The 15,682-nt window shown below is 70.9% G+C and carries 12 protein-coding genes; 7 read left to right on the forward strand and 5 right to left on the reverse strand.

Annotated features, from left to right (window positions below; translation table 11 throughout):
• The first annotated feature begins 331 nt into the window (after positions 1-331).
• Positions 332-2,329: a protein-L-isoaspartate(D-aspartate) O-methyltransferase gene (locus VMR86_12060; GenBank protein HTO07776.1), complete on the forward strand. Its 1,998-nt coding sequence runs from the start codon at positions 332-334 to the stop codon at positions 2,327-2,329.
• Here the strand turns inward: VMR86_12060 and VMR86_12065 are convergent.
• Positions 2,324-3,448: a hypothetical protein gene (locus VMR86_12065; protein HTO07777.1), complete on the reverse strand. Its 1,125-nt coding sequence runs from the start codon at positions 3,446-3,448 to the stop codon at positions 2,324-2,326. The genes VMR86_12060 and VMR86_12065 overlap by 6 nt on opposite strands.
• Before the next feature lie 187 nt (positions 3,449-3,635).
• Here VMR86_12065 and VMR86_12070 point away from each other — a divergent pair, with 187 nt between their 5' ends.
• The 6 genes from VMR86_12070 (at position 3,636) to VMR86_12095 (ending at position 12,180) form a co-directional block, all read left to right on the forward strand.
• Positions 3,636-5,894, forward strand: coding sequence for a TonB-dependent receptor (locus VMR86_12070; protein HTO07778.1), 2,259 nt, complete (start codon positions 3,636-3,638; stop codon positions 5,892-5,894).
• A 92-nt stretch (positions 5,895-5,986) separates the two neighbouring features.
• Positions 5,987-7,690 (forward strand): phosphomethylpyrimidine synthase ThiC, encoded by a 1,704-nt coding sequence (gene thiC, locus VMR86_12075; GenBank protein HTO07779.1) that lies wholly within the window; start codon positions 5,987-5,989, stop codon positions 7,688-7,690.
• A 128-nt stretch (positions 7,691-7,818) separates the two neighbouring features.
• Positions 7,819-8,955 (forward strand): ABC transporter permease, encoded by a 1,137-nt coding sequence (locus tag VMR86_12080; GenBank protein ID HTO07780.1) that lies wholly within the window; start codon positions 7,819-7,821, stop codon positions 8,953-8,955.
• A 1-nt stretch (position 8,956) separates the two neighbouring features.
• Complete coding sequence (locus VMR86_12085; GenBank protein HTO07781.1) at positions 8,957-9,649, forward strand: ABC transporter ATP-binding protein; 693 nt, start codon at positions 8,957-8,959, stop codon at positions 9,647-9,649.
• A gap of 1 nt (position 9,650) precedes the next feature.
• The gene (locus VMR86_12090; GenBank protein ID HTO07782.1) at positions 9,651-10,736 is read left to right on the forward strand and encodes a biotin/lipoyl-binding protein; all 1,086 of its coding nucleotides are present in this window, start codon (positions 9,651-9,653) and stop codon (positions 10,734-10,736) included.
• Positions 10,720-12,180: an efflux transporter outer membrane subunit gene (locus VMR86_12095; GenBank protein ID HTO07783.1), complete on the forward strand. Its 1,461-nt coding sequence runs from the start codon at positions 10,720-10,722 to the stop codon at positions 12,178-12,180. The genes VMR86_12090 and VMR86_12095 overlap by 17 nt, the downstream gene beginning before the upstream one ends.
• A gap of 13 nt (positions 12,181-12,193) precedes the next feature.
• Here the strand turns inward: VMR86_12095 and VMR86_12100 are convergent, their stop codons facing one another.
• The 4 genes from VMR86_12100 to VMR86_12115 form a co-directional block, all read right to left on the reverse strand.
• Entirely contained in the window at positions 12,194-13,279 is a 1,086-nt protein-coding gene (locus VMR86_12100) for an LLM class flavin-dependent oxidoreductase (protein HTO07784.1), read from the reverse strand.
• Between the two features lie 50 nt (positions 13,280-13,329).
• Positions 13,330-14,064 carry a hypothetical protein gene (locus VMR86_12105; GenBank protein ID HTO07785.1) on the reverse strand — a complete coding sequence of 245 codons (735 nt, stop codon included), beginning with the start codon at positions 14,062-14,064 and terminating at the stop codon, positions 13,330-13,332.
• Between the two features lie 66 nt (positions 14,065-14,130).
• Positions 14,131-15,009 carry a phytanoyl-CoA dioxygenase family protein gene (locus tag VMR86_12110; GenBank protein HTO07786.1) on the reverse strand — a complete coding sequence of 293 codons (879 nt, stop codon included), beginning with the start codon at positions 15,007-15,009 and terminating at the stop codon, positions 14,131-14,133.
• Positions 15,006-15,593 (reverse strand): TetR family transcriptional regulator, encoded by a 588-nt coding sequence (locus tag VMR86_12115; GenBank protein ID HTO07787.1) that lies wholly within the window; start codon positions 15,591-15,593, stop codon positions 15,006-15,008. Before VMR86_12115 ends, VMR86_12110 begins: the two co-directional genes overlap by 4 nt.
• Positions 15,594-15,682: the final 89 nt, after the last annotated feature.

The raw sequence follows: 15,682 nt of genomic DNA on the forward strand, positions 1-15,682 counted from the left end.
CGGCCCGGCCGTGCTGCCATTAGATCGGTGGGAAAAGTGGCGCGCCGAACGAATGCGACAGCGACGAGGACAATGGGCGGGCCAGTCTCGCGGTTCCGCGGCCGGGCGCTCCCCGATCCCGCGTGCCAGTACGACCGCGACGTGCCGGTAGGTCGAGACCGTGCGTGGTCGGTCGAGGTGGATGACCAGGGCGCGCGCAGCCCAGTCCTGAGATGGGGCGGTTTGACGCTGGGCTGAGGCGGTCAGTCCCGAGCGTGCGCCGATCGCCCGCGACTGGACGCCGCTGCGCCGGTACGTGCTTTGCGTCTCCGTAGCTCGAGGAGGAGCTGCCGTGGGAGCAACCGACGAGCGCGAGCGCATGGTCGAGTTACAGCTGGCCGGGCGCGGCATCGAGAACGCACGGGTGCTCGCTGCGTTCCGCAGCGTGCCGCGCGAGGAGTTCCTGCCGCAGGAGCTGGCCGAGTTCGCCTACGAGGACACGCCGCTGCCGATCGCGGGCGGCCAGACGATCTCGCAGCCGTACATCGTCGCCGTCACGATCGACGCGCTGGGTCTGCGCGGTGGGGAGCGCGTGCTCGAGATCGGGACCGGCTCGGGCTATGCCGCGGCGGTGCTGAGCCGGGTCGCAGGCGAGGTGTTCACCGTCGAGCGGCTCGAGCCGCTCGCCGAGGTCGCGCGCGAGCGCCTGGCCAGGCTCGGGTACCGCAACGTCCACGTGCTCTGCGCGGACGGGACGCTCGGCTGGCCCGAGCACGCGCCCTACGACGCGATCGCCGTCGCGGCCGGCGGGCCCGACGTGCCAAAGGCGCTCTTGGACCAGCTCGCGCCGGGCGGGCGGCTGGTGATGCCCGTGGGACCCGACGAGACGTTGCAGACACTCGTGCGCGTGACTCGCGAAGCCGGCGGCCGCCATCACACCGAGCCGCTTGGAGAGGTGCGCTTCGTGCCGCTGATCGGCAGTCAGGGCTGGCCCGAGAAGGAGCCGGCGCAGGTGGCGCGCGCGCCTCGCACGCGGCACGCCGACGCTGCGGTGCCCAAGCTGATCCACGAGGCCGCGGAGCCGATTGCCGACCTCCACACGGACTCGCTCGACGCGCTCGTGGAGCGCATCGGCGACGCGCGCCTGGTGCTGCTGGGCGAGGCGACGCACGGCACGAGCGAGTTCTACCGCATGCGCGCACGCATCTCGCGCGAGCTGATCGAGCGGCGTGGCTTCGATTTCGTCGCGGTGGAGGCGGACTGGCCGGACGCGATGCGGATCCACCGCTACGTCAGCGACGCGCCGCGCTCTCCGGTCGAATTCACGCCGTTCTCGCGTTTCCCGACCTGGATGTGGCGCAACGAAGAGGTGAGTGAGTTCGTGTCCTGGCTGCGCGCCCGCAATCAGAAGCAGCCCGAGCACACGCGGCGCGCCGGATTCTACGGGCTCGACCTGTACAGCCTGTTCACGTCGATTGCGCACGTGCTCGAGTATCTCGACCGCGTGGACCCGGACGCCGCGCGCGTGGCGCGTGCGCGCTACGGCACGCTGACCCCGTGGCAGCGGGACCCGGCCGCCTATGGTCAGGCCGTCCTGAGCGGCCGCTACGGGAGCTCGGAGGCGGCGGTGGTCGACATGCTGCGCGAGCTCTTGCAGCGGCGGCTCGACTACGCGGCGCGCGACGGCGAGAGCTTCTTCGACGCTGCGCAGAACGCGCGCGTCGTCGCCGGCGCCGAGGCCTACTACCGCACCATGTACTACGGCTCCGCGGCGTCATGGAACCTGCGCGACACGCACATGTTCGAGACACTGCAGGCGCTGCTCGCCTTCCACGGACCCCGCTCGCGCGGCATCGTATGGGAGCACAACTCGCACGTCGGGAACGCTCGCGCGACGGAGATGAGCGCGCGCGGCGAGCTCAACATCGGCGAGCTGTGCCGCGCGAAGTTCGGCGCCGGCGTGTACGCGATCGGCTTCGGCACCGACCACGGCACGGTCGCGGCCGCCTCCAACTGGGATGCGCCCATGCAGCGCATGCGCGTTCGCCCGGCCCATCGGGATAGCTACGAACGCCTCTGCCACGACTCGGGCGTGCCGGCTTTCGCGCTGCCCCTGCGCGAGCCGCGGCGGCGTGAGGTCCGCGACGAGCTCTTGTCGCCGCGTCTCGAGCGCGCCATCGGCGTGATCTACCGCCCGGAGACGGAGCTCGCGAGTCACTACTTCACCGCGATCCTGCCGGTCCAGTTCGACGAGTTTCTCTGGTTCGACCAGACGCGCGCGGTGGAGCCGCTGGGCGCCGAGCGCCGCCCGAGCCCGGAGCTCCCGGACACCTATCCGTTCGGGCTATAGCCGCAGGTAGCCCTCGGGGACGAGGCTCGTCGCGAGCATCACCTCGTTGATGTCGCGATGCTCCGACCAGGTCGTGTTGCTTCGGTGCTCCGGCTCGAGCCAGAAACTCTCGATCCCGGCCCCCAGCGGCGCATAGGGGGCACACGCCGCGAGGCGGGCGTCCATGCCAACGCTCGCCAGGCCGATCGCGAGACCCAGCTCGCGGAAGGCGAGCCGCTGCGACGCCGGCTGGCGCAGCTCGCCCAGTCGCGCGTAGTGCCGGAGGCCGTCTTGCGCGGCGGCCAGCAGGTCCTCGAGCAGCTGCGCGTGCTTCGACGAGCCGCGCTCGACCAGCTCTGCGAGTCGATGCGCATCGGACAAGAGACCGCCGAGGCCGAGCGGATCGGCCGTCCGCAGCTCGGCGCCCGCGAGCATCGCGGAGAAGTCGGCCGCGGCGCGCGCCAGGCTCGGCCCGTCCGCCGCGCCCCCGAGCCGCGCCGCGCTCGCCTCGAGCTGCAGGCAGGTGATGAGTCCGTCCAGCGGGTCGTGCTGTCCCATCGACGGCACGAGCGCGCGCGACAGATCGCAGCTCATCTTCCAGACCATGCGCGGGCACCCCGCGCCGCGAGGCGTGTAGCTGAACCGGGCGTGAGCGACCTCGGCCAGCTCGCGCGCCCAGAGGTTGAAGCGCGGCTCACGCGTCGCGTTCGCGACCTGGTCGAGCGCGTACATCCATTTGGTCAGGTAGTGAAAGTACTGGCCGTCGCGCTCCCACTCGAGGTGCTCGTCGAGCGGCTCGCCGCGGCCGCGCTCGGGCAGCGGCTTGCCGATGCGCAGCCCGCCGCGCGTGGGATGCGCCTCGCCGTCGCGCTCGCCCAGACTGCTCAGCCACCCGGTGCGCGCGTCGTCGGGGCGGTGGCGTCCGAGCACGGCGTGCACGCGCTCGACGAGCCGGAGCGCCAGATCCATGTAGCGCTGCTCGCGCGTGGCGCGGGCGAGCCCGAGGAAGTTGCAGACGGCGAACGCGTCGGTCCACAGGTAGCGGCGCTCGGGCCGCTCGGGCTCGAGGCCCGTGCGCTCTGCGAAGCTCCTCATGAGCGCGGCCGCGGTCTCGACGGCGCTGGCATCGCTCGCAGCCATTGCCGTGGCTTAGCACAATCGCGGCACACAGGGGGCGCGCCCGAGTCACTGGTGCAGCGCCAGCAGGCCGGCGCGCCCCGCAGGTTGACCGCGCAGGTCTGCGAGTAGTATCAGCGCCGTGGTGAGCGGTTCCGCGCCCACATGGTTCTCTCGTGGGGCTCGCCTGGCGCTCTGGCTGCTCGCCGTCATGGCGCTCGCCGGGGGCGCACGCGCGGACGACACCGGCCCGGTCGGCACGACTCCCGTGCTGGGCAGCGGCGTGCCGCGCGACCAGGTGCCCGCGGCCGTGCAGGTGATCGAGCGCGACGAGCTCGAAGCGCGCCCGACGCAGCCGCTGGGCGTCACCCTGGGCCAGCGCTTGCCGTCGAGCGCGCTCTCCGACACGCAGGGCAGCCCGTTCAACGCCACGTTCGAGCTGCGCGGCTACTCGGCCTCGCCCGTGCTCGGCAGCCCGCAGGGCATCGCGGTCTATCAGGACGGGCAACGCATGAACGATCCGTTCGGCGACGGCGTGAGCTGGTCCACCCTGCCCTCGTTCGCGATCGATCGCGCCGAAGTGACTCCGGGCGCGAACCCGGTGTTCGGCCTGAACGCGCAGGGCGGCGCGGTCGCGCTGCGCACCAAGAACGGGTTCAGCGCGCGCGGTGCCAGCTCGTCGGCGTTCGGCACCACCTTCGGCGGCTTCGGCGGCACCAGCGAGTACGGCTGGAACGACGGGTCGCACGCGCTGTACGGCGGGTTCAGCGCCCTGCACGACCACGGCTGGCGGCACGACTCACCCTCGGACGTGTACCAAGGCTTCGCGTCCGCCGACGCGCGCAACGACCGGCTGGCCGGGGGAGTCACGCTGACCCTGGCCAGCGCCGACTTCCTCGGGAACGGGCCGTCGCCGGTGGAGCTGCTCGACCAGAGCTACCGCGCCGTGTTCACCACACCCGACGAGACGGACCAGTGGCTGGTGGGACTGGCCGCGCACGGCGGCTACGCCTGGAATGACTCGACCGCGCTCGAAGGCAACGCGTATTGGCGCCGCAGCCAGCTCGACACGACCAACGGCGACAGCGCCGACTTCGCGCCCTGCACCGGCATCGCCGGCCCGTCGAGCTCGACCTGCGCGAACGCGGGCGAGCCCGACGAGCAGGTCGTGGTGGACGAGCGCGGCGACCCGGTCGCGGTCAGCGCCGGCGTCGACGGCCTGCGCAACCGGACGAACACCCGCAGCCAGGCGTTCGGCGCCACGGGCCAGCTCTCCGACCACCGCGACCTGTGGGGCCTGGAGAACCGCTTCGCGGCGGGCGCATCGCTCGACCTCGGCACCACGCGCTTCTCGACGCGCGCCGAAGCCGGGACGCTCGACCCGTCGCGCGAGGTCGACTCACTGGGCTTCTCGCTGGGCAACGAGGACCTGAACACCGACCTGCGCACACAGAACCGCTATCTCGGTGCCTACTTCACCGAGGTGCTCGCGCTCTCACCCGAGCTCTCGGCCACGCTCTCGGGCCGGCTCGACTCGGCCCACGTGGAGCTCCACGACCTGCGCGGCGACGAGCTCGACGGCACGCACGACTTCCTGCGCTTCAACCCGGCCGCCGGACTCACCTGGCGCTTCGCAGCGGCACAGACCGCGTACCTCTCGTACGCGGAGGCGAACCGCGCGCCCACGCCCGCCGAGCTGGCGTGCGCCGACCCGGAGCGGGCCTGCCGCATCCCGAACGCCTTCACGGCGGACCCCGACCTACACCAGGTGGTGTCGCGCACGATCGAGCTCGGCGCGCGCGGCGACCTCCTGCCGGAGTGGGCCGAGAGTCACGACCTGGCCGTGCGCTGGTCGGCCGCGGCGTACTCGGCCTGGAACTCCGACGACATCCTGTTCGTCGCCTCGGGCCCGGTGCCGGGCTCGGGATACTTCTCGAACGCCGGCACCACGCGTCGGCTGGGCTTCGAGGCCGAGCTCGTGGGCCACGCCGCGCGCGCTTCCGCGTATCTCCGCTACGGCTACGTGCAGGCGACCTTCCGCGATGCGCTCGCGATCGCGAGCCCGAACAACCCCGGCGCCGACGCCGACGGCGAGATCCACGTGAAGCCCGGCGACCGCATGCCCAACGTGCCCGAGCACACCGTGAAGCTCGGCCTCGACGGCTCGCTCAGCGACGACTGGAGCGCAGGGGTCTCCGCCGTCTACGCGTCGAGCCGCACCTACCAGGGCGACGAGGCGAACCTGCTCGGCGGCGTGCCGGGCTGGTTCGTGGTCGACGCGGAGAGCACTTACCAGCTCACCCCGCACGTCGCGCTGCGGCTGCGGATCGTGAACCTGTTCGACGCGCGCTACTACACCGCCGGCGCGCTCGGCGACCCGAGCGAAGTCTTTCCCGACTTCAGTGACCCCCGCTTCCGCACGCCAGGCCAGCCGCGCACCTTCGAGCTCGCGCTGTTCGCGCACTTCTAGCGCAGATGGCGCTCGAGCGGCGCGAAACGTCGTCGGGCGGGGCCATGATCGGAACACGAGCCGCCGGCTGCTTTCTAAAGTAATCTGCGGACATGAGCGAGCACCGGCACTTCCCCCGATCACGGCGTTCCTACCTCGTCGGCTCGCGGACCGACCTGCGCGTTCCGGTCCGCGACGTCGCGGACACGGGCGTGCGGCTCTACGACACGAGCGGCCCGCACGGTGACGCGGCGCAGCAGGTCGACCTGTTCGCGGGTCTGCCGCACCTGCGCGACGGCTGGATCCGCGAGCGGGACGACGTCGAGGAGTACGCGGGGCGGGCGGCGCGGCCCGAGGACGACGGCCGGCGCGGGGCCAAGACGCCGGAGTTTCCCGGCAAGCGCACGCGGCCGCTGCGCGCGCGCGCCGGGCGCGCGGTGACTCAGCTCGCCTACGCCCGCCAGGGCATCGTGACTCCCGAGATGGAGTTCGCCGCGCTGCGCGAGGGCGTCGAAGCCGAGCTGGTGCGCGCGGAGATCGCGCGCGGGCGGGCGATCCTGCCCAGCAACGTGAATCACCCCGAGAGCGAGCCGATGCTGATCGGCCGGAAGTTCCTGGTGAAGGTGAACGCGAACATCGGAAACTCCGCGGTCAGCTCGTCGATCGACGAGGAGGTCGAGAAGCTGCTGTGGGCCGTGCAGTGGGGCTCGGACACGGTCATGGACCTGTCGACGGGCGCCAACATCCACACCACGCGCGAATGGATCCTGCGCAACTCCCCGGTGCCGATCGGCACGGTGCCGATCTACCAGGCGCTGGAGAAGGTGGGCGGCAAGGCGGAGGATCTCACGCCGGAGCTGTTTCTCGACACCCTGGTCGAGCAGGCCGAGCAAGGCGTGGACTACTTCACGATCCACGCGGGTGTCTTGCTGCGCTACGTGCCGCTGACCGCGGACCGGGTGACCGGCATCGTGTCTCGCGGCGGTTCGATCATGGCCAAGTGGTGTCTCGCGCACCACCGCGAGAACTTCCTGTACACGCACTTCCGCGAGATCTGCGAGATCATGCGCGCCTACGACGTCGCCTTCTCGCTGGGAGACGGCCTGCGCCCGGGCTCGATCGCCGACGCCAACGACGCGGCGCAGTTCGCCGAGCTCGAGACACTCGGCGAGCTCACCCAGATCGCCTGGGAGCGCGACGTGCAGGTCATGATCGAAGGGCCGGGTCACGTGCCGCTGCACAAGATCAAGGAGAACGTCGACCGCCAGCTCGAGGTGTGTCACGAGGCGCCCTTCTACACCCTGGGGCCGCTCGTGACCGACATCGCACCCGGCTACGACCACATCACCTCGGGCATCGGCGCGGCGCTGATCGGCGCCTTCGGCACGGCCATGCTGTGCTACGTGACGCCCAAGGAGCACCTGGGCCTGCCCGACCGCGACGACGTGCGCACCGGCGTCATCACCTACAAGATCGCCGCACACGCGGCCGACCTGGCCAAGGGCCATCCCGGCGCGCAGCTGCGCGACGACGCGCTGTCGCGCGCGCGCTTCGAGTTCCGCTGGCAGGACCAGTTCGAGCTGTCACTCGACCCGGAGACCGCGCGCAAGTTCCACGACGCGACGCTGCCTGCCGAGGGCGCGAAGGTCGCCCACTTCTGCTCCATGTGCGGCCCGAAGTTCTGCAGCATGGAGATCACGCAGCAGCTCCGCGAGTACGCGCGCAGCCAGCGCGTCGACGCCGAGATCGCGCGCAAGGAGGGCCTCGACGCGAAGTCGCGCGAGTTTCGCTCGACCGGCGGCGAGCTCTACCGCTAGCCGGCGAGAGCCCGGTGGACTGAGGCCATCCACCACAGCCATACCGTCCGGCGTGGCGGATCTCCGCAGCGGCGAGGCCTGGGGGCCGCCCCCATCGGGCACCCCATTTGCTCAACGCGTCGCCGCTCATGCCGCCGGTGCTGATGCTCGCCTACAAGCTCCTCGTCACCGACCGCGCCAAGTTCGCGGCGCTCGTCATCGGGCTCACGTTCTCGGTCTTCCTCATGGTCCAGATGACGTCGATCTTCTCCGGCGTCCTGCAGCGCGCGTCGGCCACCGTGATCAACATGGGCGCCCCGATCTGGGTCATGGACCCGGCCGTCATGACCGTGGCCAACAGCATCCCGCTGCCCGACTATGTGCTGGACGCCGTGCGCAGCATGAACGGCGTGGAGTACGCCGTGCCGCTCTACTCCGGCGGCGCGCTGGCCCGGCTCTCGTCGGGAACCTACCAGGCCGTCAACGTGATCGGGCTCGACGACACGAGTCTTTTCGGACGGCCGAACCTCCTCGAGGGCAGGATCGAGGACCTGTACGGGGACGACGCGTACCTCGTCGTGCACGACTCGGAGTTCGCAAAGCTCGAGAGTCCGGCGATCGGCACGAGCTTCGAGATCAACGATCACCGCGCGGTCGTGGTGGGGATCGCCGAGGTGCCGATGAGCGCTCTCTTCGGCGTGCCCACGCTCTACACCACGTATCGCCGCGCCATCGAGGACATCCCGTCCGCACGCTTCACGCTCTCCTACGTGCTCGTGCAGCCGCGGAGCCCGGCTGACCTGGCGCGAATCCAGGATCAGGTCGCGAAGCTCGGATATCGCGCCGTCTCTGCCGACGGCTTCATGACTCAGATCACTTCGTTCTACGTGTGGCAGACGGGCGTCGGGATGAACCTCCTGATCATGACGGTCATCAGCTTCATCGTCGGGATCTCGATCTCGGGTCAGACCTTCTACACGTTCATCGTCGAGAACCTCGAGCGCTTCGGCGCGCTGAAGGCGATCGGATCCAGGTCGCGAGACCTGATCGCCGTGATCTTGTTCCAGGCACTCCTCACCGGACTCACAGGCTATGGGCTGGGCGTCGGGCTCAGCACGCTCGTCATCACCCTCGCGAAGCTGCGCCTGCCCGACTACGCGTCCGTGATCACGGTTCGCAACCTCGGCATGGCGTTCGTCATGGTCCTCGTCATCGCGGGAGTGTCCGGCTACATCGGCGTGCGCAAAGTGATCCGTGTCGAGCCCTTCGACATCTTCCGCGGCTAGCGTGGAGGCCACGGCGATCGAGGCGCGCTCCGTCACGAAGTGGTTCGGAGAGGGCGCGGCGAGGACGGTCGCGGTGCGCGACGTCAGCCTCAGCATCTCGTTCGGCGAAATGCTCTACATCGTCGGGCCGTCGGGCAGCGGCAAGACCACCCTGCTGAGCATCCTGTCCGGGATCCTGCGCCCGGACGCAGGCACGGTGTTCGTGAAGGGCCGGGACATCTGGCGCCTCGGCGACGACGAGCTCGCCGACTTCCGCCTGCACACCGTGGGGTTCGTGTTCCAGGACTACCACCTGTTCCCGCGGCTCACGACGGCCGAGAACGTCGCCGTCCCGCTGATCCTCAAGCGCCGGTCGTGGGCCGACTCACTGTTCGCCGCGCGGCAGTGTCTCGAGATCGTCGGGCTGTCGGGCCGTGCGGAGCTCGCACCTGTGAAGCTCAGCGGGGGCGAGCAGCAACGCGTCGCGATCGCGCGCGCGATCGTCGGCGAGCCCGACATCCTGATTCTCGACGAGCCGACGGCTTCGCTCGACGGCGAGACCGGCCGCCGCATCGTCGAGTTCGTGCGCACGAAGGTGCTGACCTCCACGCGCTGCATCGTGATCGTGACTCACGACGTGCGGATCACGGAGTTCGCCGACCGGACCATCTCCATGGAAGACGGCCGCATCGTCGGCGAGCGGCATGGAGGCTAGGATGCGCCCGCGTCTCGTCTTCGCGATTGCGGTCGCAGGGATCGTCGCCGGGCTGGTCGCGGCGGCGATCTTCGCGGTCCGCCCGAGGACGGCCGCGCCGGCCTTCGAGCCCGTCGCGAATCCGTATGAGCGGGGCATCTACGCCAGCGGGATCGTCGAGAGCGAGCAGGCCAGCGGCGAGAACGTCAACGTGTTCCCGGAGGTCGCGGGCACCGTGACCGAGGTGCTCGTGCGCGAGGGCCAGCAGGTCGGCCGCGGGGCCGCCCTCGTCCGCATCGAGGACTCGGTGCAGCGCGCCACGGCCGAGCAGCTCGAGGCACAGGCGTCTGCTGCGCACGCCCTGCTCGAGGCGCTCCGAGCCCAGCCGCGAGCCGAGACACTCCACGTCGCAGTCAGTCAGGTGGCGGCCGCGCAGGCGGCCTTGCGCACGTCGAGCGACCAGCTCGCGAAGCAGCAGGCGTCTTACGCCGATGACTCGCGCTCGGTGAGCCAGCTCGCGCTCGACGACGCGACCAACGCGGTTCGGGTCGCCGAGGCGAACCTCAAAGTCTTCCAGCGCCAGCTCGAGCTCGTGAAGGCGGGAGCCTGGATCTACGACATCCGCAACCAGGAAGCTCAGTACACGGCGCTCTCGAAGTCGGCGGCGTCGGCCCGCGCGCTGCTCGCCAAGTACGAGATTCGCGCGCCGACCGACGGCCTCGTGCTCGCGCTCGGCGTGTCGGTGGGCAGCTACGCGTCACCGCAGGGCACGCTCGACACCTACACGCAGGGAGCCCGGCCGATCGTGGTGATGGGCCAGGCGGGAGACCACCTGGCGGTGCGCGTCTTCGTCGACGAGATCCTGATCTCGAAGCTCGGCAGCATCGAGCAGCTCGACGCGACGATGTACGTTCGGGGCACCGACGTGCGGGTGCCGCTGCAGTTCGTCCGCGTGCAGCCCCTCGTGTCTCCCAAGGTGGAGCTCTCCAACGAGCGCACGGAACGCGTCGACCTGCGCGTGCTGCCCGTCATCTTCCGCTTCGCGCAGCCGGCGGGGCTCCGGCTCTTCCCCGGCCAGCTCGTGGACGTGTATGTCCGGGCGCGCTGAGACGCTTCGGCGCTGGCTCGCGGCGGCGCCGCTCGTCGCCGCGGTGGGCTGCGCGGTCGGCCCCGACTTCGAGCCGCCGGCCGCCCCGGCCGCGGCGACGTACACGCCGGAGCCCCAGCCGACCGAGACCGCGGTCGCCGGCGGCCGTGCGCAGCGCTTCGCGGCCGGGAACGCCCTGCCCGTGAAGTGGTGGGAGCTGTTCGAGTCGCCGCGGCTCGACGAGCGCGTCGAGCAGGCGCTCGCCGCAAACCCGACCCTCCAGTCCGCCCAGGCGACTTTGCGCCAGAGCGAGAACGAGCTGCGAGCGGGCTACTCCGTCTTCTTCCCGCGCGTCGACGTGGGAGCCTCGGCGGTGCGCGAGCGGACGTTCGTGCCAGCCCCCAGCGTGCCGCGCGAGACCCTGACGGTCTACTCGCTCGCCGCCAACGCTTCCTATGTCCTCGACGTGTTCGGGGGGGAGCGGCGCAAGGTGGAGAGCGAGCGGGCGCAGACGGACACCCGGCGCTACGAGACGGCCGCGACCTATGTGACTCTGGTCGCGACCGTCGCGAACACGACGATCGCCGAGGCCGCGTACCGCGAGCAGATCGACTTCACGCAGCGCCTGATCGATGCGGAGCGGGACCAGGTCGCGATCACCCAGAGCCGGGCGCGCTCGGGACTCATTCCGCGCGCCACCTTGCTCGCGCTCGAGACACAGCTCGCCAGCACCGAGTCACAGATCCCCCAGCTCGAGCAGCGCTGGTCAGAGGCGCGCGACCTCCTGGCCGTGCTGCTCGGGCGCGAGCCCGCGAGCTTCGAAGCTGCCCCGGTGCCGCTCGCCGAGCTCGTGATCCCGCAGGAGATCCCGGTGTCGCTGCCGTCCGATCTGGTCCGCCAGCGGCCCGACGTGCTCGCCGCCGAGGCGCGGCTCCACGGCGCCAGCGCCGACATCGGCGTCGCGACGGCGGCGATGTTCCCGCAGATCACCCTCTCGGGCAGCTACGGCACCGCCGGAACGGGTGCGCTGTTCAGCGGCCCGACGGCCGCCTGGTACGCGGCCGCGCAGCTGGTCTCCCCGGTCTTCCACGCCGGCGAGCTCTGGTTCCAGCGGCGCGCGGCGATCGAGGCCTACCAGGCGTCGCTCGCCAGCTATCGGGAGACCGTGCTCGGCGGGCTCGAGCAGGTCGCGGACTCCCTCCGCGCGCTCGAGCACGACGCCGCCCAGGTCGAGGCGCAGCGGCGCCAGGAGAGCGCCGCCCTCGACTCACTGCAGCTGGTCGGTGTGAACTACCGCGCGGGCCTCGCGGGCTACCTCGACGTGCTCGTCGCCAATTTTCAGGCGAACGAGGCGACCATCGCGCGAATCGAGGGGGAGGCGCGGCGGCTCCAGGACACCGTCACCCTGTTCGCGGCCCTGGGCGGTGGCTGGTGGGAGAACCCCGGAGCAGTCGCTCCGCCCTGAGTCATCGGTGCGGCTAGGCGGCCTTCAGCGAGGCGAACTTCGGCATCACCTGTTCGATGAAGAGCTGCTGCGAAGCCGCCCAGGCCGCGTCCTGCTGCGAGTGGTCGAACGTCAGGATGAGCAGCGCGCCGAAGCCGCCGCAGGTCTGGTACATGTCGCCGAGCTTCTGCGCGACGGTGCGCGGCGAGCCGACCAGCCAGCTGTGCTCGCACAGATACTCGGGCGTGACGTCCGAGTCGGGCACGTCGGGCGAGTGTTTGAACAGCTGCGTGAAGCCGAAGGCGCCGAACAGCGGCAGGAGATACTCGCGGTAGGCGCGCGCGAGCATGCCGCCCAGCGCGTGGCGGCGGGCCTCCGCATCGGTCTCGGCCACGAACACCTCGCGCACGATGCGCCAGCCGCTGCGCGCGGGCTTGCGGCCCGACTTCTCGGCGCCCTTCTCGACCGACGCCCAGTGCGACGCGAGATACGACGGGTTGATGTTCAGGCTCATGGGCATGAAGCCGTGCTCGCCCGCGAGCAGGAGCGTGTCCGAGTTCGGCGAGAGACCCGCCACGCCGATCGGCGGATGCGGCTTCTGGAACGGCTTCAAGTGAAACTTGAGGTTCCCGAACATGGTGTCGGGCCGGTTCACGTTCCAGTACTGGCCCTTGTACTCGAAGGGCTCGTTCGCGGCCCAGAGCCGCAGGATGATGTCGAGCGCCTCGCGCGTCATCTTGCGGTTGTCGCCGCTCATGCCGTCGACGTCGAACAGCCGCCAGTCACTCGGCAGGCCGCTCGACCCCACGCCGAACATGAAGCGGCCGCGCGCCATGTGATCGAGATACGCCACGCGGCAGGCGAGCTCCGCCGGGTGGTGGTACGGCAGCAGGTGCGCGCCGGGCGCGAGCTTCATGGTCTGCGTGCGCAGCAGCGCCTGCGCGATCAGCAGATCGGGCGCCGGGTTCGGCTCCCAGGGCGACGTGAAGTGCTCGCCGATCCAGGCCTCGGCGAAGCCGAGCCGATCGCACATGGCCAGGTGCTCGAGGTCCCACTGGTAGCCGTCGCGCAGCGACCGCTCCGGCGGGTGCGACGGCATCATGAAGATTCCTGCTTCCAAGACGACCTCCTCCCCGCCGCATCATGGCACGCTCGCAGGGGCGTCTGCCGTCAGCGCGCGGCGATGGCGAAGCGGCGGCGGTAAGCGCTCGGCGGAAAGAACGCGAGCCACTCGGTGAGCGCGGTGACCAGCACGAGCGACGACACGAGCCCGAGCAGCGACGGCGGAAGCTCGTAGTGGCCGAGAATCTGCGCGGCGAGGTGGAGCCCCGCGACGCCGGCGATCGCGCCCGTGCCCACGCCCCACAAGAGCATGCGATTCGCGACCAGCGGATCGCCGAGCCCGAGCTGCGCGCGGCGGCGCATCAGCGCCGCGTAGCGCGAGGGCTCGAAGCTCGACCAGCCGTACGCGACCAGCATGCCGACGTTCGGCGCCCAGTGACCCAGCCACACGCCCAGGCCGTCGCTCTCACCGCGCACGTGAAGCGGCCAGGAGCCCGCGACGCCGAGCAAGAGCCAGAGCGCGAGCCCCGCGAGCCCGGCGCGCGAGGCCCGGCTCTCGGGCCGGAACACGCGCTGCGAGAAGAGCGCGATCGTGAAGGCGCCGATCGAGATCGCAGTCACGCCGGCGAACGAGCCGAGCCCGGCGTACGGTCCGAGCACGCGCAGCGACTCGGCGGCGATCAAGAGCGAGTAACCCAGGGCCCCCGCGAGCAGGAAGTTCAGGCCGATCGCGAACTCGGGCAGGCGGCGCGTGCGCGAGGCGAGCATCAAGAGGCGCACGCCGAGGAACAGACTCACCGCCACGAACAGCGGGAACGCCACACTTCCGAGCAGCTCGCCCACGTACATCCTCCCCGCGGCTTGGGATCGGCCGCCGGGAGGACGGGCTTGATCGCACGCGCCGATCGGTCAGCGCAGGATCGCGGGGATCTCCTCGCGCGCGCGCTCCGCCGCCTTCTGCAGCTCGCCGAACGCCGAGCGCGCCTCCTGCACGCCGCGCAGCGCGTCGAGCGGGTCGCGCAGATCGTCCACATAGCCCAGCGCGTACGCGCCGCGCGCGTAGCCCATGAGCCGCAGCAGGTCGTCCGGGAGTCCGCGCGCGACGTCGTGTGGCACGGACAGGTACTGGTTCTCCTCCTGGCGCAGCCACGAGCGCGCGTAGGTCAGGTTGACGCCCATGCGCGTGGCCTTGGAGCGGTTGCCGCCGCCGCCGTGGTAGAGCGCGCCGGAGTAGAACACCACCGAGCCCTGCTCCATCTCGGCGGGCTCGGTGTCCGACTCCTTGTACTCCAGCCGGTCGGCGTGCAAGTGACTCCCGGGGATCACGCGCGTGGCGCCGTTCTCCTCGGTGAAGTCGGTCATGGCCCAGATCGTGTTGCACTGCACCTCGAAGCCCTTCGGCCAGGGGTAGAAGTCGAAGCCCCACTGGTCGCGGTGCACGGTCTGCGCCGGCTCGCCGGGACCGATCGCGATCACCTGGGTGAGGTGGAGCTGGAAGCCGCTGCCGTCGCTGAGCAGGCCCTTCACCGCGCCCAGCACGAGCGGGTTCATGACCAGCTCGCGGCAGGCGGCGGAGCGCGCGATCAGCCCGCCGGTGCGCTTGGTGCGGAAGCCCGCGAACGGATCGGTGCCGACGGCGGTCGCAGCGAGATACGGCGCGAGCTCCTGCTTCGCGCGCTCCATGAAGGCGCGCGGCACGAGGCGGTCGACCACCGCGACGCCGTCGCGCTGCAGCGCCTGAGTGACTTCTTCGGGGCTCGCGGTCGGGGGCAGGTGTTGGATCGTCATGGCTTCTCCTCGGCTCCGGGTTGGGGACGGCGCAGCAGGAGCTCGACCACGGGGGCGAGCCGGCGGCGCAGGTCGTCGGGATCGGCGTCGGGGCGGGTCAGGCCGTCGAGCTCGAAGCCGCGCACCACGGCGATCAGCGTGCGCGCGGAGTCGAACGGCTGCGGGGCGCCCAGTGACTCGAGCGCCTCCGCCAGGCCCGAGGCCAGCGCGCGCTCGTAGCCGTGAAACTCCGCGGCCAGCTCGGCGTCGCGCGCGGCGCGCAGCATGAGCTCGTGCTCGACCACGAGCGACCAGCGCCAGTCACGGGACAGATCGTGGCGCGCCACTTCGACCAGCATCTCGACCAGCTCGGCGGCATCGCGCGGCTGCGCGCCGCGGGTCAGCGCGGTCAGCTCGCCGAGCACGCGCACCACGTAGCGGCGGAAGGCCTCGCGCACCAGCTCGTCGCGCGAGGCGAAGTAGTAGGTCGTGGAGCCGAGCGGCACAGAAGCCTGCTCCGCCACGCTGCGGTGCGTGAGCTGCTCCGTGCCGCGCTCGGCGATCAGCGCCAGCGCCGCGTCGAGGATCAGCTCGCGGCGCGGCAATACAAGTGCGCGGGCGCGTGATCGGGCGGCCGGGGCTCGCTTCTGCATCGTGTACGTTTGTACACGAATCCTGGATCATCTGTCCAGTG

The organism is Myxococcota bacterium, from assembly GCA_035498015.1.
Taxonomy (GTDB): Bacteria; Myxococcota_A; UBA9160; order SZUA-336; family SZUA-336; genus VGRW01.

Coding starts and splice junctions, on each gene's coding strand:
- VMR86_12065 (HTO07777.1), bottom strand. CDS start 3,448: ATGGCTGCGAGCGATGCCAGCGCCGTCGAGACCGCGGCCGCGCTCATG.
- VMR86_12070 (HTO07778.1), top strand. CDS start 3,636: ATGGCGCTCGCCGGGGGCGCACGCGCGGACGACACCGGCCCGGTCGGC.
- thiC (HTO07779.1), top strand. CDS start 5,987: ATGAGCGAGCACCGGCACTTCCCCCGATCACGGCGTTCCTACCTCGTC.
- VMR86_12080 (HTO07780.1), top strand. CDS start 7,819: ATGCCGCCGGTGCTGATGCTCGCCTACAAGCTCCTCGTCACCGACCGC.
- VMR86_12090 (HTO07782.1), top strand. CDS start 9,651: ATGCGCCCGCGTCTCGTCTTCGCGATTGCGGTCGCAGGGATCGTCGCC.
- VMR86_12095 (HTO07783.1), top strand. CDS start 10,720: ATGTCCGGGCGCGCTGAGACGCTTCGGCGCTGGCTCGCGGCGGCGCCG.
- VMR86_12110 (HTO07786.1), bottom strand. CDS start 15,009: ATGACGATCCAACACCTGCCCCCGACCGCGAGCCCCGAAGAAGTCACT.